Origin of the sequence: Paenibacillus polymyxa (assembly GCF_001719045.1) — a bacterium.
Classification (GTDB): domain Bacteria; phylum Bacillota; class Bacilli; order Paenibacillales; family Paenibacillaceae; genus Paenibacillus; species Paenibacillus polymyxa_B.
The window spans coordinates 1,694,215-1,717,925 of sequence record NZ_CP015423.1 but is presented as its reverse complement, the minus strand read 5'-3'; the positions used below and the strand labels follow the sequence as shown (position 1 = coordinate 1,717,925).

Annotated in this window: 24 protein-coding genes; 14 read left to right on the top strand and 10 right to left on the bottom strand. The window is 46.1% G+C overall.

What is annotated here, in order from left to right:
• Positions 1-3 precede the first annotated feature (3 nt).
• The 3 genes from AOU00_RS27580 to AOU00_RS07695 all read right to left on the bottom strand — a co-directional run bounded on the left by AOU00_RS27580 (position 4) and on the right by AOU00_RS07695 (position 1,853).
• Positions 4-378 carry a DUF421 domain-containing protein gene (locus AOU00_RS27580; protein ID WP_330998677.1) on the bottom strand — a complete coding sequence of 125 codons (375 nt, stop codon included), beginning with the start codon at positions 376-378 and terminating at the stop codon, positions 4-6.
• Positions 375-713 carry a DUF421 domain-containing protein gene (locus AOU00_RS27575; protein ID WP_330998676.1) on the bottom strand — a complete coding sequence of 113 codons (339 nt, stop codon included), beginning with the start codon at positions 711-713 and terminating at the stop codon, positions 375-377. Before AOU00_RS27575 ends, AOU00_RS27580 begins: the two co-directional genes overlap by 4 nt.
• Before the next feature lie 261 nt (positions 714-974).
• Positions 975-1,853: a LysR family transcriptional regulator gene (locus AOU00_RS07695; protein WP_069290331.1), complete on the bottom strand. Its 879-nt coding sequence runs from the start codon at positions 1,851-1,853 to the stop codon at positions 975-977.
• A gap of 148 nt (positions 1,854-2,001) precedes the next feature.
• On the opposite strand from AOU00_RS07695, the gene AOU00_RS07690 reads away from it, so the two are divergent.
• From AOU00_RS07690 to AOU00_RS07665, 6 genes are all read left to right on the top strand, one after another.
• A complete protein-coding gene (locus AOU00_RS07690) occupies positions 2,002-2,931 on the top strand; it encodes a DMT family transporter (protein ID WP_069290330.1) in 930 nt (309 codons plus the stop codon).
• Positions 2,932-3,015: 84 nt separating this feature from the next.
• On the top strand, positions 3,016-3,630 hold the full coding sequence (locus AOU00_RS07685) for a hypothetical protein (protein WP_069290329.1): 615 nt from the start codon (positions 3,016-3,018) through the stop codon (positions 3,628-3,630).
• Positions 3,631-3,639: 9 nt separating this feature from the next.
• Positions 3,640-3,984, top strand: a complete 345-nt coding sequence (locus tag AOU00_RS07680; RefSeq protein ID WP_013311822.1) for a YkvA family protein — start codon at positions 3,640-3,642, stop codon at positions 3,982-3,984.
• A 28-nt stretch (positions 3,985-4,012) separates the two neighbouring features.
• Positions 4,013-4,339, top strand: a complete 327-nt coding sequence (locus AOU00_RS07675; RefSeq protein ID WP_061829831.1) for a hypothetical protein — start codon at positions 4,013-4,015, stop codon at positions 4,337-4,339.
• Between the two features lie 18 nt (positions 4,340-4,357).
• On the top strand, positions 4,358-4,648 hold the full coding sequence (locus tag AOU00_RS07670; protein WP_069290328.1) for a hypothetical protein: 291 nt from the start codon (positions 4,358-4,360) through the stop codon (positions 4,646-4,648).
• A 313-nt stretch (positions 4,649-4,961) separates the two neighbouring features.
• A complete protein-coding gene (locus AOU00_RS07665) occupies positions 4,962-5,282 on the top strand; it encodes a hypothetical protein (protein WP_014277849.1) in 321 nt (106 codons plus the stop codon).
• A gap of 157 nt (positions 5,283-5,439) precedes the next feature.
• Here AOU00_RS07665 and AOU00_RS07660 read toward each other — a convergent pair whose 3' ends face one another.
• From AOU00_RS07660 to AOU00_RS07650, 3 genes are all read right to left on the bottom strand, one after another.
• The gene (locus AOU00_RS07660) at positions 5,440-6,297 is read right to left on the bottom strand and encodes a 1,4-dihydroxy-6-naphtoate synthase (protein ID WP_069290327.1); all 858 of its coding nucleotides are present in this window, start codon (positions 6,295-6,297) and stop codon (positions 5,440-5,442) included.
• A complete protein-coding gene (locus tag AOU00_RS07655; RefSeq protein WP_069290326.1) occupies positions 6,298-6,960 on the bottom strand; it encodes a futalosine hydrolase in 663 nt (220 codons plus the stop codon).
• A gap of 201 nt (positions 6,961-7,161) precedes the next feature.
• Entirely contained in the window at positions 7,162-7,407 is a 246-nt protein-coding gene (locus tag AOU00_RS07650; protein WP_007431922.1) for a hypothetical protein, read from the bottom strand.
• Between the two features lie 307 nt (positions 7,408-7,714).
• Here AOU00_RS07650 and ppk1 point away from each other — a divergent pair, with 307 nt between their 5' ends.
• A complete protein-coding gene (ppk1, locus tag AOU00_RS07645; RefSeq protein WP_069290325.1) occupies positions 7,715-9,823 on the top strand; it encodes a polyphosphate kinase 1 in 2,109 nt (702 codons plus the stop codon).
• Here the strand turns inward: ppk1 and AOU00_RS07640 are convergent.
• Positions 9,783-11,318, bottom strand: coding sequence for a Ppx/GppA phosphatase family protein (locus tag AOU00_RS07640; RefSeq protein ID WP_069290324.1), 1,536 nt, complete (start codon positions 11,316-11,318; stop codon positions 9,783-9,785). The two genes, ppk1 and AOU00_RS07640, sit on opposite strands and share 41 nt — an antisense overlap.
• A gap of 217 nt (positions 11,319-11,535) precedes the next feature.
• Here AOU00_RS07640 and AOU00_RS07635 point away from each other — a divergent pair, with 217 nt between their 5' ends.
• Positions 11,536-12,192 (top strand): YheC/YheD family protein, encoded by a 657-nt coding sequence (locus tag AOU00_RS07635; RefSeq protein ID WP_069290323.1) that lies wholly within the window; start codon positions 11,536-11,538, stop codon positions 12,190-12,192.
• A 281-nt stretch (positions 12,193-12,473) separates the two neighbouring features.
• Positions 12,474-12,617, top strand: a complete 144-nt coding sequence (locus tag AOU00_RS07630) for a sporulation histidine kinase inhibitor Sda (protein WP_007431918.1) — start codon at positions 12,474-12,476, stop codon at positions 12,615-12,617.
• Between the two features lie 160 nt (positions 12,618-12,777).
• On the opposite strand, the gene AOU00_RS07625 is transcribed toward AOU00_RS07630, so the two are convergent.
• Positions 12,778-13,782: an NAD(P)/FAD-dependent oxidoreductase gene (locus AOU00_RS07625; protein ID WP_069290322.1), complete on the bottom strand. Its 1,005-nt coding sequence runs from the start codon at positions 13,780-13,782 to the stop codon at positions 12,778-12,780.
• A 244-nt stretch (positions 13,783-14,026) separates the two neighbouring features.
• On the opposite strand from AOU00_RS07625, the gene AOU00_RS07620 reads away from it, so the two are divergent.
• A complete protein-coding gene (locus AOU00_RS07620; RefSeq protein WP_025724040.1) occupies positions 14,027-15,217 on the top strand; it encodes an NAD(P)/FAD-dependent oxidoreductase in 1,191 nt (396 codons plus the stop codon).
• Positions 15,218-15,420: 203 nt separating this feature from the next.
• Here the strand turns inward: AOU00_RS07620 and hemQ are convergent, their stop codons facing one another.
• Positions 15,421-16,200, bottom strand: a complete 780-nt coding sequence (gene hemQ, locus AOU00_RS07615) for a hydrogen peroxide-dependent heme synthase (protein ID WP_023990152.1) — start codon at positions 16,198-16,200, stop codon at positions 15,421-15,423.
• A gap of 345 nt (positions 16,201-16,545) precedes the next feature.
• Here hemQ and AOU00_RS07610 point away from each other — a divergent pair, with 345 nt between their 5' ends.
• The 4 genes from AOU00_RS07610 (at position 16,546) to uvrC (ending at position 21,752) form a co-directional block, all read left to right on the top strand.
• A complete protein-coding gene (locus AOU00_RS07610) occupies positions 16,546-18,063 on the top strand; it encodes a replication initiation and membrane attachment family protein (RefSeq protein ID WP_069290321.1) in 1,518 nt (505 codons plus the stop codon).
• Positions 18,064-18,116: 53 nt separating this feature from the next.
• Positions 18,117-19,064 carry a primosomal protein DnaI gene (dnaI, locus tag AOU00_RS07605; protein ID WP_061830114.1) on the top strand — a complete coding sequence of 316 codons (948 nt, stop codon included), beginning with the start codon at positions 18,117-18,119 and terminating at the stop codon, positions 19,062-19,064.
• Between the two features lie 125 nt (positions 19,065-19,189).
• Positions 19,190-19,507 carry a thioredoxin gene (gene trxA / locus AOU00_RS07600; protein WP_010347861.1) on the top strand — a complete coding sequence of 106 codons (318 nt, stop codon included), beginning with the start codon at positions 19,190-19,192 and terminating at the stop codon, positions 19,505-19,507.
• Positions 19,508-19,667: 160 nt separating this feature from the next.
• On the top strand, positions 19,668-21,752 hold the full coding sequence (gene uvrC / locus AOU00_RS07595) for an excinuclease ABC subunit UvrC (RefSeq protein WP_069290320.1): 2,085 nt from the start codon (positions 19,668-19,670) through the stop codon (positions 21,750-21,752).
• On the opposite strand, the gene AOU00_RS07590 is transcribed toward uvrC, so the two are convergent.
• The gene (locus AOU00_RS07590) at positions 21,721-23,451 is read right to left on the bottom strand and encodes a CPBP family intramembrane glutamic endopeptidase (RefSeq protein WP_069290319.1); all 1,731 of its coding nucleotides are present in this window, start codon (positions 23,449-23,451) and stop codon (positions 21,721-21,723) included. The two genes, uvrC and AOU00_RS07590, sit on opposite strands and share 32 nt — an antisense overlap.
• Positions 23,452-23,711 lie beyond the last annotated feature (260 nt).

Here is a 23,711-nt window from a genome sequence, read left to right as displayed (position 1 = left end):
AAACTATTCCACATCAATTGGTTGCTGGATTTTATCCTTATATTCATCCAGATAGAGCTGGCCGTTGCTGCCTTTAACGGCATAGAATACGTCCTCTAACTTTTTACCGCGAGCCTTCAGTTGGGACAGCATCCAGGATTCAGAAATATGATTGGAGTTTAAATTACCATGCAAAAGCTGACCGTCAATTATAAGCTCAATTGGGAACTGTGTGGCATTGCCTGCATTCAACTGCAGATTTTTTAATGTCACGGCTTGCAGTTCCTTTTTCTTTTGGGCAGATAGTTTTCCGTTAATCTCAAGTAGGGCGTACTCCACTTCTTCTATATTAAATATATCTTTCTCGCGAAGTTGCTGGTTTAAAGAATCCAATGTCATATTATTTTTTTTAAGTTATCTTCGAGAATGAGCCCTCCTTCTATGAGAACGGTGGGAGTTCCTTCTGTCCACATCTTAAAGTTTCTGAATTTCAAAAAAAGCTTGGCCAAAACATAAGAAGTAATTGTAAAAACGGACAGGGCTATTAATAGGTGGATAACTTCTATTTTTTCGTTAAATGCAAAGTTAGCAGCCATAGCTCCTAATATAACTGCCGTTACGAATTCATGAAAGTTCATATTGGAAAGGGTTTGCTTCCCTAATATTCTCCCAATTATCATTAGGATAAAAAATGCTGAAAAACTTCTGATCAAAATAACGAGATGGTCATTCATGCAAAAGCCTCCTAGTTTAAAAATTGCAGGTATTCAGCATATAGGTTACCCGCCGCACTAGAATAATATACCAGTGGAATTAATGCATAAATGCTTTAGAACTGCTAACTGTTAAGCCTATCAAAACAACCCCGTCAAGAATTCATTTTGAATAAATACATAGAAAACAACCAGAAATAGGTTAGTAAGCTAGCTATTGGGTCGAATGATTTGATTTCTCTGCATATGAATAGACCTCCTTATGATCATAATCCAATGCTTTTACTGCTTCGAATCCGTAAATAGCTCCTGCGCGGTCCGCACAAATAACTGTACAGCAAGTGAAGCATTATGCAGGGATGGTACAGCGATACCGATTTGGCGTGTGATCAGAGGTGAAGTCTCCTTGACGGTCAGATCATGGGGGAACGTGGACAAGGCGAGTGAAGAGACAATACCCATACCTAGTCCCTGTCGAACCATGCTGACCAAGGTGCTGATATTATGAGTAATGAACTGTGCCTGCAACTGACTTTGCTCGCGTTCAAAACCTTCCATAATGGCGACCTCATGTCCACCTTTACAAAAGATCATATCCTGCTGATTCAAGTCTCGAATGGCGATTTTATTGTGCGATTGTAGAGGGTGACCGTCTGGCAGGAGAATAACCATGTCATCCTGACATAAAGGGATGACATCTACCTGAGGGTCTGGTAACAGGATGATACCCGCTTCGATTTCTCTGGTATGAACCCACTCCTTGACCTCATTCGTGGAGCCTTCATGTAGGTCGAAAACAAGGTTCGGATAATGCTGACGAATATGATGAATAATCGGGGGCAGAAAATAGGCTGAGGCAGAAGGAAAGGCCCCGATCGTGATCGTGCCCACGTCTAGACCTTTTTCAGCAGCCACCTGCTGCTGTACCTTTTCCATGCTTTGCAGCATCATGCGGAATTGCAGCAGTACCTTGTGCCCGATATCGGTCAGCAGCACTCCTTTTTTTCGGTCGCGCAGCAATAGCTGAACATCCAGCTCGTTTTCGATGCTTGCGATGGCATGGCTAACCGCGGGCTGCGTCATATGCAGCTCATGGGCAGTTTGGGTGAAGTTTAGCGTTTCAGCTACACGAACGAAGATCATAATTTGAGTAATGGTCATAAGTGAAAAGTTATCTCCCTCATTGAAAACATTCATTTTATTTATTAGTGACCACAGTATACGCTAGTAAAGCAAAACTTTGCAAACGGCTATTCATATTTTAGTCGTAAGCAATGAACGATGAAAATCTAAGGGAGAGAAGATATCTATGAAAAAATTAACACCTAAAGCCACGCTGTGGCTTGTCTTGATATTAGTAATGGTATGGGGGATCAACTGGCCGTTGACCAAGCTGGCTTTGCCAGATACGCCGCCGATATTTTTTTCAGGACTCCGTACCCTACTGGGTGGTGTGATTCTGCTGTTGTTCGCTATGCGTCATCGGGAAACCTTACGCTTTAGACAGAATGGGTGGACTTATCTGGTGCTGGCCATATTTAATATTGCAGGCTACTATGGCTTGCAGACGGTAGGGTTGCGTTATTTGCCTGCTGGGTTGTTTTCCACTTTAGTATTCCTTCAGCCGATCCTGTTAGGATTATTCTCCTGGATGTGGTTGGGGGAGCGTATGTTTCCCCTGAAGGTCATTGGACTGGTGCTGGGTTTTGGCGGGGTGATTGTGATTAGCTCTGGTGGAATGGCAGGGCATTTATCGGTACTGGGCATTGTGTTGGGGCTAGCTTCAGGACTGTGCTGGGCGCTCGGAACGATTTATATGAAGAAAAAAAGCCAACAGTTGGATTCCATTTGGGCGGTGACGATGCAGCTCGTTTTGGGAGGGATTATACTTAATGGGATTGGATTTACGACCGAGAAATGGAGCGATATTCACTGGACGACCTCCTTTATCGCGATTTTATTGTTTATTTCGATATTCGTGATTGCGATGGGCTGGATGATTTATTTTAAACTAATCGACAACGGAGATGCGGGAACCGTCGGCTCCTATACGTTTATGATTCCGGTGTTGTCCACGGTCTTTAGTATGGTAATGCTCAAGGAATCACTTACTTTGACGTTTGTTGTGGGGCTGGTGCTGATCGCAGGCAGTGTGTATCTGGTAAATACAGCATCTCCCGGAAAACGAAAGAACCGAAGCTCAAAGGCTGATGAAACGAATTCCTGTACAAATGCATAGTAATATTGAATTAGGAAAAATATACTAGATTATCAGAGAGGGGAATAGTAAAATATGACTATATAAGTAGAGAGGAAGTTTGGTATGGGAGAATTAAGCAGTCATACTCAGTCTGTGGAGCCGCAACCACATTCTGTTCGTAAGCTCGCAGTTGTAGCAACAGTCATTTCAGGAGTAGCAGTACTAGGATGTATAGCCTTGGGGGGATGGAATTATAATCTGAATACGAAGGTAAATACTTTAACTAGTGCGAACGCTTCACTAAATAAGACAACACAAGCATTAACGAAGCAACAAAACGATACAGCGGCGCTACTGGAACGAGTTAGATTAACAGCAAACCTGTCAGCCATAACGCATATGTTAGAGCAGACATCTGTCGTCACCGATGATTTTGTATTGGAAAAAGTGACTTTTGATGTAACAGAAGATGGCACGTTGAAGGGTGTGCTACTGAATGTGAACAATCAACCTAATCTCGGTTTTGGCGGTGCTTATCAAGGTTATGGTAAATATAATATGTCCTCTGCTGCATTGACGAAGAAGGCGGAGGAAGTTATAAACATAGCTATGAAAGGGTACGGTACATCTGACAAGCTTCCGGTGTGGGATAAGAACACGAAGGTGGAAATGACGGTTCAAAATTATCCGCTTGGTAAGCGGGAAGGTGGCACTTTCAAACTTACCGGTCAGCAATAGGAGGAACCTATGAAGGATTTTGACGTAACCAAAGCCAAGTATGATCCAAAACAGGAAGAACAGGTGAAAAAGGGATTTTTCAACAAGGTGAAGTCCACGGCTGGAAAAGTTCCCTTTGTGAAGGATGCGGTGGCTATGTACTATTGTGCGATAGATCCTGAAACGCCTCTGTATGCCAAAGGGGTAGCATTCGGAGCCTTGGCGTATTTTATTTCTCCATTAGATGCCATATCAGATGTTATTCCGATGTTGGGCTTTACAGATGATGCTGGGGTTGTGCTAGCAGCCTTAAAAGTGTTGGACATGCATATCAAGCCTGTCCATCGGGAGAAGGCGAGCGAATTTTTGTCTTAAGGAATGCAAGTGGAGCGGGGGAGAAGGAATGGACAGATATACACCTACAGCGAGGGAGCGCTGGCAGATGAAACAGAGCGAGTCGCAGCCGCAGGGCTGGGTGCTCGCTCTATTTGGCTGGATTTTTGCAGGTTTGGGGTTCATATTTAGTTTTTTTGTCTTTGGAGGATTGTTGGGTGTCTTAGGTTTGGTTTTCGGAATTTTAACGAAACGAATGGAGCAAAGAAACACGCAGGGCATTTTCATTATTGTAATCAGCTCCGTTGCTATTGGCATCGGCCTATTGATTTTTATGATTTTTTTTGCGCAAGGTTTTGTAGAGGGTCTGAGAGAAGGGTATAATGAGCATTATTAGGTCAGGGAGGTAACAGCATTGAGCGTCATTATTTCACAGCAGATATCGGCAACGGGCGTGAAGGAATATACGAAGGTGATGAAAACATTTGATTCCCAGTTTACACCTTTGGTTGGACAGAAAATCAGGGATATGGCATTTGGCGATATGCAATATTATGATGTCGAGGACGTATTTATTGATCTAGCGGAGAATGAGTATTGGGTAATTCTACCTGCCCTTTTGCTGCATTCTGATGATATTGAGGATATACGAGACGCTGTGCGTGAGTATCGTTCACACGGTTGGGAATGTACGAAACCTCTGTAAATGCATACCACTTAAGCATCTATACGGAAACGTCTTTCTTTTGCGAGATAGGCGTTTTTTTGTGTATTTGTGTATAAACTATTCCTAATGATTGGCATGAAAAGAAAGAATTTATGCTGAAAATGCGCAAATTGTATCATTTTTTATCATAAAACGACAAGTTGGGAAATGAAAACGGCCTTAATGTGTTATACTTAGTATATCAAAGGACAAGAGTCTAAAACGACCGGTAAGGCCCTTTCTTTGAAGAGCCTCTGAAAGGTTCAACGTTTATCCAAAATAAATGGTCAAAAGGAAAAGGGGAAATGCTAACGTGAGAGTGAATTTGAAATTTACTAACAAAGGGCAAGTTGCAGTTGAGAAGTTCAACAATGAGGAGCTTATCGAAATCTTTACCCGCTACATTAAAACGTTAAGCAAGAAGTATGATATCTCGGTTACCGTACCGGAGGATCTGAATGAGCAGATCTTGGCAGAGGGCACCGTGAAGGTCGTGTTGGATAAGATTAATTGTGACATGGATGCTTTTTTCAAGGAGCTGAGCCGGGATATCAAGGTGCCGCTGGTCAAAAGATTGGGTACCAAACTGGATAACGTATTTAAGACCGAGGTTGTGGAGCAGGAACAGAACTAAGAATAAGGATCAAGCGAGCCCGAATGAGGATTCGCCATATGAAATGATAAAACCTCCCGAATGGGGCGCACGGCTAGGCCATGTGCTCGTTCGGGAGGTTTTATATGTTTAAACTACTCTATTCAGCAGGAAAACATGCATGGCTTGTCTGTCCCTTTTAACGTGTTGTTGTGGAATTAGGGCGCAGTTGGGCTAAATCAAACGAAGGTACCAGCCCTTCCTGCGCAGCGCGACCAAGCAAAGCTTCGATGGCGGCATATCCGCTGTCGCCCAAATTGGCGGTAAAATCGTTAACATACAGGTCGATATGAGATTGGGCGACATCGGGTGAAAGCTCCTGCGCATGAGACAATACATATTCACGCGAAGCTTCTGGATGCTTCCAAGCGTATTCGACAGAGGCGCGTATCCAGTTTGTGATCGCATCCAAATCCAGCGTACGTCGGGCAATAATGGCTCCGAGCGGGATTGGGAGCCCTGTATCTTCTTCCCACCAGTTCCCCAGATCGACTTGCTTACTAAGTCCGTAGGACGGATACGTGAACCGTGCTTCATGAATGACTAGCCCGGCATCTATCTCCCCGTCACGGACAGCAGGCATGATTTGGTCGAACGGCATCACGACGATCTCGCCGACACCCCCAGGCACATGCTTGGCTGCCCACAGGCGGAACAGCAGATAGGCAGTGGAACGTTCACTCGGAACGGCTACACGCTTGCCGGATAGGGCTTCCGGGCCTTCGACGGTGGAACCTTCCTTGGTCAGCACGAGCGGACCACACCCCCGGCCCAGTGCGCCTCCGCAAGGCAGCAGGGCGTATTCATCCAGCACCCAAGGGAGTGCAGCATACGAAATTTTCATGATATCCAGTCCGTCTGGTGTGATCGCCAGATTGTTGGTGATGTCGATATCGGCAAATGTAATGTCCAGCGCGGGTGCGCCCGGAATCAATCCATGCGCCAGGGCATGGAAGACAAAAGTGTCGTTGGGACAAGGTGAAAAAGCAATTTGCATCTATATAACCTCCGTTAATGTAGAAAATGCGGCTTCCAACGCTTGCAAAGCCTCTTTGATCCGCCAGGCTGCACGGTCACGTGGACCGACAGCATTGGAAATCGTGCGGATTTCCATCGTCGGTAGTTCCAGCCTATTTGCCGCCACGGCTACGCCGTAGCCTTCCATCGCTTCGGCAGCAGCTCCGGGAACGCGCTTGGCCAGCCGTTCCGCTGTTGCCGCCGTACCGGTGGCCGTGGAGACGGTCAGGATCGGCCCCGCGACAGCCGTCTGTCCAGCAGCGCGCAGCGCCTGAACGAATCGCTGCGCGGTGGCAACGTTCACGGCAATTCGGCTTGAGCCGAAACCCAGCTCGTCCACGCTGCTGAAGCCCTCTGCCGTCTCGGCTCCTAGGTCGGCGGCAATGATCGCGTCAGCAACAACGACGCTTTCCAGTGCAGCGACCTCCACGAAGCCGCCACCAATTCCGGCGCTGATGACCAGATGGTAGTCACCAGCTGCCGCTAGTGCTAGCGCGGTTGAAGCCGCTGCGGACGGTGCGCCCACGCCAGCCAGCTCGACCACAAAACGGGTATCGCCTTGCAGGCCCCGCAGTACAGCTTCACGTTCGGCTTCAACCGCGGTCATAACCAGGATGCGCCCATCTGATGTTGTATGCTCCATCGGTTAATTCCCCTTTAAATTTAGGTAATATGCTCCCTTATCATACTGCTTTTCGAAACGATGTTCAAAAAAAGTCGACAAAAAAAGCGCTCTGAGGCGCTTTTTGGAAAAACTGCAAGATTCAGCAGATATGAAAATCGGTAGTTGTAAACATTAAACAATTCTAATCTGGAAGAACAGCGCAGGCATAGCATATAATAATTATATCGGCTGATCCTTCGTGATCAACTGAAACATGGTGATATTGCGGTCATAATGGCTTGGGGTTCCATCTTGATTGCGCACCCGAATCATCTCGCTACTGAATAACTCGATATATCCACAGCCAATCTCACAGTATACACCTGTAGGGTCCTCTTGCCAGACCGAAACGAGGTGTTGAGATAGCGCCGCGGTGAAAAATTCGATGTTTTTTTGCAGTACGCGTGGCGTTTTCTTGGGTTCCATAACGTAAATCCTCCCTATATCATGCCATTTGAAAATCAGCAATTGAACGTGACTTCTAAGTGGTTATTACACATCATAATGAACATAAACAACTGAAAAAGGAACGGTTCGTCAATCTACTCTATGAAACAGACGTAAACACTGTACCGCTTAATGCTATTTTTGTAAAGCGTCCGATTGACCTTTTCATACATCCAGTTTGTGTTTACACACATTTTACATTGCGTTTACACTGCTGTGATGCTAGTGCGTTTCATCTAATAGTACAATAAAGGGATACTATACTGCATGAATTGATGGAGGCCATATGTTGATAGAGAGTCAGAATAAGGATAAAGCCGGGTCAGAACGTTACTTTAATCGAGATTTAAGCTGGATTGAATTTAATCGCCGTGTGCTTCAGGAAGCTCAGGATGCAGATACACCGTTGCTGGAGAGAGCCAAATTTTTGGCGATTGTATCTAGCAATTTGGATGAGTTTATGGCTGTTCGTGTTGCAGAGACGCGCGAGAAGATCAAGGCGGGTTTTATGCAAAAGGATTTTACGGGATATACCCCTTCCGGTTTGTACAAACGCCTGATCAAGCGTACCGTCTCGATGGTATCGGAACAATACCGGACCTATCGTGATATTTCTCGCCTCTTGACGAAAAAAGGTCTTTTACTGCTCGAATATGAAGACTTAAATACAACACAGCGCAAGTCGCTGGATGCATATTTTCATGAAATTATATTTCCGGTACTCACGCCGATGGCGGTCGATCAGAGCCGTCCTTTTCCACTGGTTCATAATAAATACGTATATTTAGCGGTCGTCTTGAGACGTCCCGGGGATACGGAGGAGGATAAACCGCTTTTTGCCATTGTGCAGGTGCCTTCGAATATTCCACGTGTTGTTACGGTGCCTTTGCGGTCGAACAGCAAGAAGAAATCATTTATTTTAATTGAGGAACTAATCAAGCATCACATCCAAACGCTGTTCACTGGATATGTTCCGGAGGCGGTTCATGCCTTTCGTGTTACGCGTAACTCCGATTTATCCATTAATGAAGAAGAGATCGAAGATTTGCTCGAAGAGATTGAAAAAGAGCTGCGTCGAAGACGCCGGGGGGCGCCGGTTAGACTGGAAGTAGAAAAAGGGATCCATCCCTATGCCCTGATGGAGCTTCAACGCGAATTCAAGCTGTTCGATCATGTGTTTGAGATGGACGGGCCGTTGGATCTGACGTTTTTGTCGTCTTTTGCCGATCATTTGGAGGGGTATTCGCATTTGAAATTTCCGGCAATCAAACCACTGTATCCGGAAGAACTGCCCCCACAAGAGGATATTTTCAACGTACTTCGCAAACGGGACGTGCTCGTGTACCATCCATATGAATCATTCGATGCGGTAACTGATTTTATCATTGAGGCATCAGAAGACCCGGATGTGATGGCAATCAAAATGACCCTGTACCGTGTCAACGGGGAATCGAAGTTGATTCCGGCATTGGCACGTGCGGCCGAATCGGGCAAGCAGGTAACGGTGGTGGTGGAGCTGAAAGCCCGTTTTGACGAGGAACGTAATATTGCCTGGGCGCGTAAGCTTGAAAAAGCAGGCTGTCATGTAGTGTATGGGTTGGTTGGCTTGAAGACGCACGCCAAAATCATCCTTGTCATACGTCATGAGCGTAACGCACTCAAACGATATGTGCATGTAGGCACAGGCAATTATAATGAAAGCACGGCGCGCGTGTATACGGATATCGGATTGTTTACGTCAGATCCGGTACTTGGCGAGGATGCCTCCGAACTGTTTAATGAAATTACGGGATTCTCCGCGCTCAAGACTTTGCAAGCTTTTACGGTGGCTCCAACGGGAATGAAGAACAAGCTGTTTGAGCTCATCCGTAGGGAAGCAGAGCAAGCATTGGCAGGTAAGCCCGCCCGGATTATTGCCAAGATCAACTCCTTATCCAATCAGGAGATGATCGATGAACTATATGCGGCTTCCCAAGCAGGTGTGAAGATTGATCTTATTATTAGAGGGGTTTGTTGTTTGCGTCCCGGTGTGGAAGGATTCAGCGAGAACATACGTGTCATCAGTATTGTAGACCGCTTCCTGGAGCATTCCAGATTGTTTTATTTTGAAAATGGAGGCAAGTCCGAGTTATTTCTGTCCAGTGCGGATTGGATGACGCGCAATTTGACCCGCCGAATTGAACTAATGTGTCCGATTTATGATGACGGGATCAAAGAAATGCTGGCAGATATTCTGCATTTATCGTTAAGGGATAATGTGAAGGCGCGCAAGCTTTTGCCTAACGGCAGCTATCAATTTGTGTCCAGAAACGACAAAGAGGCTCCCATTAGGAGCCAGTCTGAAGCGATGAAGGTTAGAAATTGGAAGAAGGTAGAATGGACCACGACAATGTAAGGTTCCACGCCTTTTGGAAATCCTTGGCAACCGATTCTAGCTCCCGTTGTTCTAATATGGGTTCACTCTTGCTTTCCAGACGAAGATGCAGTGCGTCATCCCCTGTAGTGGGATTGATGCTGGTAATCATTCCTGACTCACTCCGATCCATGCCAATCGCGAGCTGGAGCAGCGAGCCGAGCCGATGTACACGTTCCTCGTCGGAAGGCTCCAAAATATCGGCATGTGTGCGTAGCAAACGGGGAGTCCGGTTCTTGGGATGGTAATCCGCGATCAACGCGGCTAGTACCGTTTCCCTATGGGACAGACCGCCAATGCCTGCATGTAAAATCCAGAATACGGAATTCTGGCGGAAATGATAATAATTCAGGGCAGCCCCCGTTTTGTAAAGAGTTGCTGCGGTCAGTAACAAGCGCTTGTCCATAGCAGCTGAGGTTCCGTTAGCCAATGTGTCATAAAGACGGACGGCGTACTCGTTAACCCGCTTGACATGCGCTTCACTAACCGGGACAGCAAACGAAAGGATATTGCGAATGGATGTGATAAGCGGATTAGCTACCACGGGCTGTTCAGCATTGACCAGCTCATGAAATAGGCCGTCTCGCAGACCCGCTCCACTGACCAAATACGCGGAGCCTTGAGCAGCTTCAAATATCGTTTTCAATATAATAAGACCCGGTACAATGATGTCGGCTCTGTCCTTGGACAGGCCGGCTGTTTTTTTGCGTTTTTCATAGGGAAGATGGGGCAGACTGCCATAGAAGTAATCGACATCTTCTATCGTCATTTCGTAATGGTGCGTCACAGGAAGTGAGTAATCCTGCCGCTTCTGATTGATTTTAGCCAAAGTACGCAGGGTTCCGCCCAGCCCGATGAATGGCAGACCCGGATTGGAGAAGATCCAATCATGATTTTGCAGTGAAGAACGGACAAAGCTCTCCATTTCCTCAATCTGCTGAGGAGACCATTCGCCATTCTTAACCTCACGTCCAAAGCGCCAATTCATATTGACGGCGCCAAAGGGAAATGACACCGTATGCAGTCGCTTTCGATCGCGGAACAGCGTAATTTCGGTACTACCACCCCCGATGTCAATAATGATTCCGTCACTCACATTCATAGTGTTCACTACGCCCAGAAAACCGGCATAGCCTTCTTGCTCCCCGCTCAGTATTTCCAGTGTTAAATTTGTCTCCTCCGCGATCCATTGGACGATTTCGTCCGAATTCGTGGCATTGCGGATGGCTGCTGTTGCTGCTGCACGCATACGGACCACCCCGTGCATATGGCATACCGCCATAAATTGGCGCAGCAATGGAGCGATGCTTCGAATCGCCTCCCGTTCCATACGGCCGTTGGCCCCAACCTTTTCGCTCAGTCGGGCAGCTTCTTTGCATTCCTGCACAATTCGATAGGCCCCTGTCTCTGTCATTTCATAGATCACCAGACGAATGGAGTTTGAGCCAATGTCCATGATGCCAATTTTGCTATTCATGAGTTGACCTCCTTGTTGAAAAAACGATTTGCCGGTAATTTCCGTTGCTCCGTGCAAATGGTAGTAGATTATTGTCATTGTACCAGTGATGTTCGGTGCATGCTACCGTTCGCCATGATCTTGTCGAAATAGGCACATGCCGCGGACAATCATCCAAGAATAGAACATTCCTGTTGAGTATGTATAAGTATAACTGACGGCGAAAGGAGAGGGTTAGATGAGACAACTTGCAAGCAAATGGCTAAAGACGAAGGCGCTGCTCCACCATCCACATACCGCCGTTTATATACCGGAAACCTGTCTATATAGTGAAGAACAATTGCGCATGATGCTGCGGCGGCATGCTTTTGTATTTATAAAACCTGTGAAAGGAGGCGGAGGAGTCGGAGTCATGCGTGTGGCACAGGAGCGTAGGGGATACACCTGTACGCGTATGGAGCACACGCACCGGTTCAGTCATTTTAGAGCGCTTGTAATCGGAATCCATAAGCTCCGAATCCAACGTCCATATCTCATTCAACAAGGCATCCAACTGGCAAGTATTCAAGGTAGACCTGTCGACTATCGAGTCAAAGTTGTGAAGGAAGGGCAGAGGTGGGATTTTCGTGCGGTGGTTGCACGTCATGCTCGGCCTGGGCTGGTCATTACGAATCTGTGCAAGGGGGGCACTTTGCTGAAGGGAACAGAGGCACTTCGGATGATATATCCCCGGCGGCTTGCTATTCAAAAGCGGCGAGAGATCATTGAACTTACACAACGCTGTATTCCTGTACTGGAAAGGAGATTTCCCGGGATCGGACAACTGGGATTTGATTACGGGCTTGATCAGAATGGACGCGTATGGATTTTAGAGGTTAATACAAGACCTCAATAATTTCTGTTTTCTTCAATAAAATTCCAATTTAATCTATTAACAAGACGCTAAATATAATATATTTGTATAAATAATAAAAATATTTTTTTTGTGTTCGAGCGTCAAAATTCTGTGTATAAATATTGTCCACATTATCCCCTGTCACATATATGGGTTAACGACACTTACCAACAATTTATACACAGGATTTCCACAATTGACTGTGGATAACAGAACGCTTGTTCCGATTTTGGTATTTTGATAGAATAGATTTTGAAATAAAAGGAAAGGTTGTGTCGAGGATGGCTATGCTGACGGATGAAATGCTTTTGGATTCCTATCAGATGGCAATCGAGCTTAAACTTGAATGTGACTTCATTGCACTGTTGCTGGCTGAGATTCACAAAAGAAATCTAGAGATGAATACAGCCGTAGTCCTTCATTAGACCGGACAAGCTCTCGTACTGCGACTGTAAAGTCATTCAGGGTTCGGATGACTTTACGGACAATCACTGCAACGAATAGGCACACCGTAAAAAAGGGTATTTCACTCCAAAGATTCAAATTTGGAGTAAAATACCCTTTTTTGTCATAGTCTAAACTAGACTACAATTTCATGTTACTGCTGTGGCCGGGAGACAACTTGGCATCTGGATCTACATAGACCTTGGCGTTGTTGACTGCCGTAGGAGCTTCACCAAAGCCGACCGCAATCAGCTTGAGCTTGCCTGGATAGGTCGTAATGTCCCCTGCGGCGAAAATGCCGGGAATATTTGTTTCCTGGCGAGAGTCGACCACGATAGAGTTACTTTCGATTTCAATTCCCCATTCAGCAATCGGGCCAAGTGTGGATACAAATCCAAAGTTAACGATCACATCGTCCACTTCGATTTCCTGTGTTTCTTTGGTTTTTACATGAGCAAGAGTGACTTTAGTAATCGTGTCTTCTCCATGCAATTCTGTAATTTCCGTTGGTGTAATAACGTTTACTTTGGAAGCGAGGAGGTTTTCGACACTGTGTTCATGCGCACGGAATTTGTCACGGCGGTGAATCAATGTAACCTGTTCTGCAATCGGTTCCAGCATAAGTGCCCAGTCTACAGCAGAGTCACCACCACCACTGATAAGCACTTTTCGGCCTGCAAATTTGCTCAGGTCGCTGACAAAGTAATGCAGGTTCGTTTTTTCAAAACGCTCGGCACCTGGAAGATCCAGTCTGCGCGGCTCGAAAGCACCAACACCAGCGGTAATAATAACCGCTTTACCATGATACTCGCCACCTTTGTCTGTTTTTACAATGAAGTGGCGTTCTTCCTTTTTCTCTAACGATACGACTTTCTCTTCTAGCTGCACCTCTGGATTAAAGTGGTTCATTTGTTGAACCAAATTGTTAACCAGTTCTTGTGCAGTCACTTTAGGAAAGCCAGCAACGTCATAAATATATTTTTCAGGATAAAGGGCTGCAAGCTGGCCGCCCAGTTGGGGCATACTTTCAATTAAGGTGACGGATGCCTGACGCATTCCTCCGTAAAAAGCGGCGAAAATACCGGCTGGACCGCCTCCGATAATAATCAGATCGCGGATCTCCGCACCTGTGGATTGAGCTGTCACTCTAAAAACACCTCCGAAAGGGATAGTATGGGATTTGTAGATATTGAATCAGCCGCATAGAGGTTCAGATAGCCGCCGAACGCATGATTCACTGTTTATCATTATAAACTGCTGGGTTCCGCTTGCAAAGTTAAAGCGATTAATATTTGATGAAGACTTTTCTGTGAGTATCAATTAACCGTTTTGAGAGAACAGCTGTGAACAATTAATGATTATGATTATGTATATCGGAAGGGGTAGAAGCATGAGCAGTATTCCCAAAATTGTCATTGTGGGCGCCGGATATGGCGGTATATTGACGGCTCAGCAATTGCAAAAGGAGCTCAAGCACAATGAGGCGGATGTCACGCTGATTAACCGTCATGATTACCACTATATTACGACACATCTTCATATGCCCGCGGCAGGTACAGATACGATTGAACATTCAAGGATTCCGATTGCTCAGCTAATCGATGAGTTCAAGGTGGATTTAGTCAAAGGAACGGTTAAGGAAATCATACCAAAGGAGAAAAAAATCGTGCTGGAGGATGGCTCGCTGTCCTACGATTATTTGGTCATCGGACTAGGCGGGGAGCCAGAAACATTCGGTATTCCGGGGATGGATAAGTTCGCGCTGACGATTCGCAGTATTAACTCGGTTCGCCTGATTCGTGAGCATATTGAATACCAACTGGCCCTGTATAAAAATGACGGTAAGCCAGGTCGCCTCAATTTTGTCGTTGGGGGCGCTGGTTTCAGCGGGATTGAGTTTGTAGCGGAGTTGGCGGATCGTTTGCCACAGCTCGCTAGAGCGTATGATATCGATTTTAACCGGATTCAAATCATTAACGTCGAGGCAGCTCCTACGGCACTGCCAGGGTTCGATCCTGAACTGGTGGAGTATGCGATGGATGTCCTTAAGCGTAAAGGGGTCACCTTCCGCATTGGAATTCCGATTAAGGAATGCTTGCAGGATGGTGTAATCGTTGGTGAGGGTGAGAAAATCGAAGCCTGCACGGTGGTGTGGACGGGAGGGATTCGTGGGAACGGATTAATTGAGAAAGCCGGATTCGAAGTGATGCGCGGAAGGGTGAAAATCGACGATTTTCTGCGTGCACCCGGCCACGATGATATTTTTATTATCGGGGACAGCTCCCTGATGTTTAATCCCGAAGGACGTCCTTATCCACCGACTGCCCAAATTGCGATGCAGCAAGGGGTCCTTTGTGCCAAGAATCTGGCCGCTACTCTTCGCAAAAAGGAGCTGCACAAGTTCGTATTTTCCAACAAAGGGACGGTTGCTTCGCTTGGAAAAGGCGAAGCCGTCGCCGTGGTGGGCAAACGCAAAATAAAAGGCTGGGTGGCCGCACAATTGAAAAAAATTGTCGATCTCCGCTATCTGTTCATCATAGGCGGAATTCCACTGGTACTGAAAAAAGGGCGGTTTTTCTAACCTCAGACGAGTAGTCAACATGCAAAAACAATACGAGCAGAAAAAGGTTTCCACAGCTCTTATACAGGAGCTCGGAGGCCTTTTTTTCATTGTTCTTGTTATCTATTATAGTTTTAGGTCTTATAAAAAAAGGATTCCGTCGTCCCGTAAGTGGGAGTTCACGAAATCCTCGGTTCTATTCAGTAAGAGTTGATGTCTGCGTCTTACAGTTTCAACATGTCTTCAAATGTCTCTTCATTCAACACGCTGCCGACATAGAAGGAGCCGAATTCACCGTAACGGGCACTGACTTCATCAAAACGCATTTCGTAGATTAGCTTCTTGAACTGAAGTGCGTCATCGGAGAACAGTGTTACGCCCCATTCCCAATCGTCAAAGCCGACGGAACCGGAAATGATTTGCTTTACTTTGCCAGCATAGCTGCGTCCAATTAAACCGTGGCTGCGCATCAAGGTGCGACGCTCGTCCATCGAAAGCATATACCAGTTGTCGTCCAGGTCACGTTTTTTGTTCATTGGATAGAAGCAAATATAACGCGCCTTGTTTAATACGGGCTTCAATCGTGCGACGATTTGTGGATTTTGCATTGGATCTTCATCTTTGCTCAAATAATTACTTAGTTCCACCACACTCACATAAGAATAGGTTTTGGTTGTATATTTGGCGAAGGTTGTTTTGTTAAAGTCATTTTCCAGTTTATTGAGGTCTTCTAGCGTTTCGCGCAGGTGCATCATGACAAAATCAGCCTTTTGTCCAACTACAGTATAGACAGCTGAGCTGCCCAGACCCGCTTCCTCGGTAACGTTCCATTCCTTCATAAACTCTTGAAGCTCGTCCAGTGCTCCGGCGCGCTCTTCATCGTCTGCGGTCTTCCATGCTGTCCAGTTGATGGACCGGAAATCGTGAAGCGCATACCAGCCTTCCAGTGTGGAGGCTACTTCGTTGGGTGTTGCTGGGGTTTGTTGTGGTTGATGTTGACTCACGATCTACACTCCTTTACGATCTGTAAATGATAATCGGCTTAACCGAAATATGTGTACTTCCTTATATCTTTCCTGTATCCAATACGTGATGCTTAACCATTATATTGTAGCTCAAAGTAAAGCTTTTCACCAATGAAAGAAGTGTGAAGAATTTTATTTTTACCATGATGCAGGTCACAAAGTCATAAAATAGTTAGTATTCTCGAAAAAAGTAGAACTCAGACGAATATGGCTGCCAAAAAGGAGAACAATTGCCCTTATTTTGTTGGTCCCACGAGAAGGCAAGTATGATAGAATAGAAAAACATCTTGGAGACCGTTATGTCAGGAAAGGAAGAATGTTGGAATGCGGATGAAAAACCTGCTGCACTATACTGAGAACCACCGCTATTGCGTTTATCGGGAATTTGGCTTGAGCGCACTGGATGAATTGATGCTGGGAAGCGTCTATCAGCCGATGGTAGGCGCATTTGCGGTCAGTCTGTATCGACTGTTGTTCCAGCATGTGCCAGTTGGACAAATCGGTTATTCGCCGTTGGAACAGCAGCGTCGCCTTTTTCTGACACTGGGACTGGAGCCGAGTGAGAAGGGACGCAAGTATTTGATTGAACAGACCTCCAAGCTGGAGGCCGTCGGTCTGTTACAGACGTCCAGGCTGTATGCACCCGAAACGGACGACTATATGTACGAATATGAGATGCAGCCACCGCTTGCACCTGCTGAATTTTTCAGAACACAGCATCTCACCCTTTTGTTGAGAGACAAAATCGGTAAGTTTGCAGTGCTTTCTCTGAGAGAATCGTTGTGGAGCAGGGAATCTAGCGAATGGTCGCATTCTTCCTATAATAAAGAGAATATTTCGATTCCTTTCTACGAGTTATTTGAACTGAATACCCATGTTATAGATTATGAACTGGAGCAGGCGCTGTCCGAGGTGTCCACTAGTCGTCAGACTGGGGCACTAGCGTCAGAATCGGAGGAAGCATTGAATTATGCAGATATTATTCTCCGTTTTCCGCGTGAATCTGCCAATCGTAAGCACGTGGAACGTCTTCGGTTTGAGCACGAGCAGTTAGGCATGGTCAATTACGTTGTTCGCAAATTTGACCTTTCTGTACAGGATATTAGTCGCTTGCTGGATGAGGATGGTATTTTTACCGAAGCAGGCGATTTGTTGCTCGATGAGCTTCAGCTTCGAGCTAGTCAGCACTCCAGACAGGATCGGAAGCGTCAGGAGGAACAGCAGGTACAGGCCGCCAAAGTGGTTGCCTTGCGCCAGAGGGAAACTTCCACATCTGAAGAGCCGCCTGCAGAACAGGCTGTGGAAATGGAATTTTATGTGGAGGTTCCACCACAATTCACAGCCAAATGTGACATTCACCAGTATAATATGATGTTGCGCAACGAGCCTTATCGTCGCTTGCTGCAAACCTTTTTCCCTGGCACGGTTCCCGGTAACCTGCTGGATATATTCGAGAAAATTGATATCAGCTATAAGCTGCCCGGTGAAGTCATCAACGTGCTGATCCATTATTTGATGTCACTGCTCGTATCTGGGAGCGATCAGCGGATTAACCGCAACTTTGTCGAGGCCGTTGCTTCCAACATGCTGCTTAAGCAGGTAAACACTTACGAAAAAGCCGTTCAATATATAAGGGATCAAGCCAAGGTAAAAGGAAAACAGTCCTCTGCTTCTCCTTCCGGCGGTCGATCCCGCGCATATGCCAAAAATAGCGGGCCAGCCAAGCCATCCATTCCAATCGTTCAGGATCATCCTTCCGAGGAGTCTGTATCTGAGGAAGAATTGGATGAACTGCTGCGTCTGGCCGAACGAATGCAATCCGGAAAACAGAAAAAGGTGTAGATAGATTTTAAGGTGTCCATAACTCTGCACATTTTAAGAAAGGAGGAGCGTTCTTGGAATCACTGGGCGATTTGCTACAGCAGATGCAGAACCCTTCGTTTCGCCAGCGCACTCGCAATGTAGCCGATCAAGTTCTAAATGATCCGCTCGTGCAGGAGTTTTGTGCTGCTCATCCTGATGTGGACGAAACACAATTGCGACTCAACATGAGCATGCTCTTTCAGTATACCCGGGATCGTCGAAATTGCGACAATTGTCCGGGGCTGGAACGATGTCCTAACGATTTTCAGGGCCACTTTTGCAAGCTGGGCGTGGAATATCCGAATGGAACAGCCGAAATCGTGGACATTCGGACCCCATGTGCGAAGTTGGTTGCTTCCCAACATGAACAACGGGTGCGTCAGCGAATTAAAAGCTTTTATGTGGATGAACGCGCCCTTCTCGAGGGATATAACGCTCTTGAAATTGCGCGCAAAGATTCACAACGTATGCCTGCCGTCACACAGCTATTCCGTTACATTGAAGAAACGAAAAGTCAGGGTCTATCCAAAAAAGGACTGTATCTGGAAGGTACGTTTGGTACGGGTAAAACTTTTTTGATGGGCTATTTATTGCACGAGCTGGCCCTGTCGGGTCTGAACGGTGTGATCGTGTATATGCCTGATTTTGTGGAGGACTTAAAGTCCATGATTCAGGACGGGCAGAAGCTGAAGGAAACGACCGAAATGCTCAAAAATTGCGATCTGCTCGTATTTGACGATATTGGTGCTGAAAATTTAAGCCCGTGGGTACGGGACCATGTGATGGGCTCCATATTGAATTACCGAATGAATCGCAAACCGACCTTTTATACTTCCAATTACTCATTGCAGGGGCTGGAGAAGCATCTCAGCTTTACGAGTAAGGACGGAGAGGAAATGTACAAGGGACAACGCTTGATGGACCGGATTCGTCCTTTTGTAGATGTCATTACCGTAAAGGGAAAAAATCAGCGGGGCTAAGCGTTTTTCCGTCTGCTATTTTGATATCTTACAATTAAAAGACTATTGTGATATAATTAAAAGGTGTCGAAACAGACATTACAGGTTATAATAATCTTGACTTTTCTATAAAGGAGGAACATACAATGGCAATTGTTAACGTGTCCGATCAATCCTTCAACGCAGAAGTCGAAGGCACAGGAACCGTTTTGGTTGATTTTTGGGCGCCATGGTGCGGTCCTTGCAAAATGATCGCTCCTATTCTGGAGGATCTGTCCACAGAAGTTGGCGACAGCGTCAAAATCGCGAAGGTGAACGTGGATGAAAATCCAGAGTCTGCTTCCCGTTTCGGCGTGATGAGTATTCCTACCCTGATCGTCTTCAAAGACGGACAGCCTGTCGATAAAGTGGTAGGTCTGAACTCTAAAGAAGCGCTGAAAAGCATGCTTACTAAACACCAATAATCATCGCATGTGACCCATGCTCCCGCGGGGGCTTGGTGGAGCGGCCATGAAAGGTCAATGCCTCCGGTTGTAAATACCGGGGGCGTTTTTGTGTATTATTCCTATATATTATAAATAGTTAGTTGAGTAATCATTAAGAATGGAAGGAGGAACCGGGCGAATGAAACCTTATGCGGAGGACTTGCAGAATCAGGAGAAGGCGCTGGAGAACATACGGCACAAATTAGCGTTACTGCCGGATGCATCAGGCTGTTACCTGATGAAGAATAGCGAAGGCACCATTATTTATGTCGGCAAGGCCAAAGTGTTGAAAAACCGGGTCCGTTCCTATTTTACAGGTAGCCATAACGGCAAGACGCAGCGACTGGTTTCCGATATCCGTGATTTTGAATATATCGTTACAGGCAGTAATATGGAGGCGCTCATTCTGGAGTGCAACCTCATTAAAAAGTACCAGCCGCGTTATAACGTGCTATTGAAGGATGATAAAACCTTTCCGTATTTGAAAATTACGAACGAGGCACACCCCAAGCTGGAGGTGACCCGTCGCGTTCTGAAAGATAAAGCAAAATATTTTGGACCATACCCCAATTCCTACGCGGCACATCAGACGAAGAAGCTGCTGGATCGTATGTATCCGTTACGCAAGTGTGGTGTAATGCCCAAGGAAGTGTGCCTGTATTATCACATGCATCAATGTTTGGGGCCTTGTGTGAAAGAGGTCGAGAAGGAAACGTATGACCAGATTGGTCAGGAGATTGGTTCCTTTTTGAGCGGGGGACATGAGGAAATTAAAAAGGATCTTCAGCGTAAAATGCAGGAGGCCGCAGAGGAATTGTACTTTGAGCGGGCCAAGGAGCTGCGAGATCAGATTATCAGCATCGACGCGATGATGGAAAAGCAGAAAATCACCACATCGGATGCGAAGGATCGAGATGTATTCGGTTTTTCAGTAGATAAGGGCTGGATGTGTGTACAAATCCTATATGTCCGCAAAGGTAAAATGATCGAGCGCCATATGTCGACTTTTCCTTTCTACGGTGAAGCTTACAGTGATTTTATGTCCTATGTGACGCAATATTATAGTGACAACCCGGCAGTGCCGCAAGAAATATTGCTGCCGGATTCTCCTAAGCTGATGCAGGCAGAACAGGTCAATGTCGATCAACCGGTTGCGGCAGAAACTGTACTCCACAGTGCAGCTACAACCGATGCTACCGGACAGACAGATGAGAAAGCGATACAAACGGAGACAGAGCATTCTGCTGACTCATTGCTGGTGGCTGAAGAACGGGCAACTTATGCAGCAGCAACAAATCAAGACCAAGTTGGTGACCAAGATACCGGAGTAAAGGAAACAGAAACCCAACTATCCGGTGGACTGGAGGACCCGAGTACGGCGGCTCTCGCTCTGGCTGAATGGTTGGATGTAAAGGTACTTGTACCACAGCGTGGACTGAAAAAGCAAATGACAGGCATGGCGACGGAAAATGCACGTGTTGCTTTGGATGAGAAGTTTAAGCTGATCGAGCGGGATGAGGAACGGACATCCAAAGCTGCAAGCAATCTCGGACGTGCCATTGGACTGGATAGCTTGCACCGGGTGGAGGCGTTTGATAACTCCAATATCCAGGGTTCCGATCCAGTCTCAGCCATGATCGTGTTTATTGATGGCAAGCCTGCCAAGAAGGAGTATCGAAAATATAAAATCCGTTCTGTGCAGGGACCCGATGATTATGAAACAATGCGTGAGGTTATCCGACGTAGATATGAACGTGTGCTTAAGGAAAATTTGGAACGTCCCGACTTGATCGTTGTCGATGGTGGACGTGGACAAATTAAGGCGGCGACCGATGTATTGCAAAATGAGCTGGGTTTGTTCATTCCTGTGTGTGGTCTGGTGAAGGATGCCAAACATAGAACTTCCCAACTATTAGTGGGAGAGTCCTCTGAGGCCGTGACACTTGCACGCAATAGCGAAGAATTTTATCTGCTGCAACGGATTCAGGACGAGGTTCACCGTTTTGCCATTACGTTCCACCGCGAGCAACGCGGCAAATCTATGGTAACTTCCCGGCTGGACTCTATTCCAGGCATCGGCGAGAAACGGCGTAAGTTACTGCTTAAGCATTTTGGATCGCTCAAAAAAATAAGAGAGGCCAGTGTCGAAGACTTCCGGCCTCTCTCTATTGGGGATAAGCTTGCGCGTCAGATTATAGCTGCCCTTCGGGAGGAGGAGTCGTAGAATACGGCTCCTCTTTTTTTATAGGTTCAAACATAATTCGATTTGGCTTTTTAGGACTAAACCAATAAATGATGTAACCCACGATGGCTGGAAGTAAGATCCAGAATAGACCAGCGCTCACATTCACAGTGTCTCCCAGACTCATCACACTAAGTCCCATTAGAATGCTGTCAAAAATAACGTGGCTGAACATGGCGGCAATAAAGCCGTAACGCAGAAACACAAAACTGAACAGCAAACCAAGAAAAGTCAGCTCAATAGGTCTGGAAATCACCGGATAGATTGGATAAAGTGTATGTCCCAGTGCCCAAATCAGCGTGGTGATCAGACAAGCAACAAAAGTGTTTTTTACTATTTTTTTGACCATCGGAATACCAAACAGACGGTAGACAGTCTCTTCTCCAATACCTGCCATCCAGGCCATAATCGGCAGTAGCCATGGATAAGCCATATTATAAGGGGATTGCGTGGCATCTGTGGTGGAGAATGTATTAAATGTGCGCTCCAGTATAAAGAACAAAATGGATTGTACCCCGAGCAAAATAAAGGCCCACAAGTAGCCAACATACATACTGCGAAGCACATACAGCCCGTAGCCCGGCTCTTTCGCACGCGGCCATGCATTCAGTCCAACCTGACGCATAAGCCCGTCACCGCCGACCAAGGAGAAGTAGAGCGCTACAGCCATGAAAAAGGTAACACCAATCTGGAAAACCATAAGAAATATAAGCATGCCCTTACCGCCTGCTTCTGCTTGCAATAAAGGCAGCATGTTCATGGTCCCAGCTATACTAGCAATAAAGTATACAACGGATAGAACAATGCCGCGTACAAATGAAGTATGTCGTCGGGTGAGTGACGCATACACAATGGCAAGTACACCCAGTACAAAGCTAAATAGGGCATAACCCGCATAGGTCATCAAATTCGCCCAAAATGTTTGCTTTTCGATATAATCGGTATAGGACGACGGGGCCGAAAAGCTTTGGGTGAAGGAGCGAACATCACCGTCTTCAAAAGTAAAAGCCAGTGTAAGTACCGAGGCGCCGATTTTTTTATCGTCTACGGTATACTTTAATCCGCCTTCTTGTTCAGTGGTCGCAAGCTTCAAATCCGACGGCTTAAAGCCAAAGCGCTTGACCCATACTGCGGCCGCCTGCTCCTTGGCTTCGAGCGTCATGCCGTCCTCAGCCACACGTACAAGCCTGTTACGTGCTTGTTCATCCGTAGAAATATCAGCCTGTGTGTAATTGGTGCTGAAGGTGATCCGTTTAAAGCTAACGACCTTGCCAGTGGATAAATCCACATGAATTTGCAGTTTACTCTTCGCTGAGGATTCAGGCAGATCGACCCGAAAGGTTTCGTAAGGGTAACTTTTTTTCCATGTACGGTCGTACTGTTGAAGTAGTTTTTCTCTAGATAAATAACCGTACAAATCTGTTTCGGCCTGATAGGTCACGACAGGCTCCTCAGGCTGTGATTCAGTATAGCCCAGCTCGGAGCGGGCGAAGTCCAATGCGTGTATGACCGCTTCTTGTTTGCTGATGACCTTTGCGTTCATTACTGATTCTGGACTCGGATTGCTAAGCGAGGGAATAAGCAATTGAAAGATAAAAAAGCAAATCAGGCCAATCCCGCCCAGCAAGCCTAATTTTTTGAAGTTGGCCGTGAGCACGACCGGTTTCCCGATAGGATTCATGAGTTTCCTCCTTAATCTGTAAATAAGAACATCCATTAAAGATATCATACTGCACAGGTTCCCGCCAACAGACAAGCGATATTCATGAAAATAGAGTGAAAGCACTTTAAAGTTCCAATAAAATTAGATAAGCCGCGATTAAACGATGCCCATTCGCAAAATAAAGCCAATTTCACGTTTTTTCGGCGAAATCGGTTTTGTGATCTGGATATAGAAGGATTATAATCTTGAGGCAATGCCTATGAAATACATAGGTAATG

Excerpts from the sequence above, each read along its gene's own strand:
- AOU00_RS27580 (WP_330998677.1), bottom strand. The coding sequence starts at position 378 with ATGACATTGGATTCTTTAAACCAGCAACTTCGCGAGAAAGATATATTT.
- AOU00_RS27575 (WP_330998676.1), bottom strand. The coding sequence starts at position 713 with ATGAATGACCATCTCGTTATTTTGATCAGAAGTTTTTCAGCATTTTTT.
- AOU00_RS07695 (WP_069290331.1), bottom strand. The coding sequence starts at position 1,853 with ATGACCATTACTCAAATTATGATCTTCGTTCGTGTAGCTGAAACGCTA.
- AOU00_RS07690 (WP_069290330.1), top strand. The coding sequence starts at position 2,002 with ATGAAAAAATTAACACCTAAAGCCACGCTGTGGCTTGTCTTGATATTA.
- AOU00_RS07685 (WP_069290329.1), top strand. The coding sequence starts at position 3,016 with ATGGGAGAATTAAGCAGTCATACTCAGTCTGTGGAGCCGCAACCACAT.
- AOU00_RS07680 (WP_013311822.1), top strand. The coding sequence starts at position 3,640 with ATGAAGGATTTTGACGTAACCAAAGCCAAGTATGATCCAAAACAGGAA.
- AOU00_RS07675 (WP_061829831.1), top strand. The coding sequence starts at position 4,013 with ATGGACAGATATACACCTACAGCGAGGGAGCGCTGGCAGATGAAACAG.
- AOU00_RS07660 (WP_069290327.1), bottom strand. The coding sequence starts at position 6,297 with ATGCAAATTGCTTTTTCACCTTGTCCCAACGACACTTTTGTCTTCCAT.
- AOU00_RS07655 (WP_069290326.1), bottom strand. The coding sequence starts at position 6,960 with ATGGAGCATACAACATCAGATGGGCGCATCCTGGTTATGACCGCGGTT.
- AOU00_RS07650 (WP_007431922.1), bottom strand. The coding sequence starts at position 7,407 with ATGGAACCCAAGAAAACGCCACGCGTACTGCAAAAAAACATCGAATTT.
- ppk1 (WP_069290325.1), top strand. The coding sequence starts at position 7,715 with ATGTTGATAGAGAGTCAGAATAAGGATAAAGCCGGGTCAGAACGTTAC.
- AOU00_RS07640 (WP_069290324.1), bottom strand. The coding sequence starts at position 11,318 with ATGAATAGCAAAATTGGCATCATGGACATTGGCTCAAACTCCATTCGT.
- AOU00_RS07635 (WP_069290323.1), top strand. The coding sequence starts at position 11,536 with ATGAGACAACTTGCAAGCAAATGGCTAAAGACGAAGGCGCTGCTCCAC.
- AOU00_RS07630 (WP_007431918.1), top strand. The coding sequence starts at position 12,474 with ATGGCTATGCTGACGGATGAAATGCTTTTGGATTCCTATCAGATGGCA.
- AOU00_RS07620 (WP_025724040.1), top strand. The coding sequence starts at position 14,027 with ATGAGCAGTATTCCCAAAATTGTCATTGTGGGCGCCGGATATGGCGGT.
- AOU00_RS07610 (WP_069290321.1), top strand. The coding sequence starts at position 16,546 with ATGCGGATGAAAAACCTGCTGCACTATACTGAGAACCACCGCTATTGC.
- trxA (WP_010347861.1), top strand. The coding sequence starts at position 19,190 with ATGGCAATTGTTAACGTGTCCGATCAATCCTTCAACGCAGAAGTCGAA.
- uvrC (WP_069290320.1), top strand. The coding sequence starts at position 19,668 with ATGAAACCTTATGCGGAGGACTTGCAGAATCAGGAGAAGGCGCTGGAG.
- AOU00_RS07590 (WP_069290319.1), bottom strand. The coding sequence starts at position 23,451 with ATGAATCCTATCGGGAAACCGGTCGTGCTCACGGCCAACTTCAAAAAA.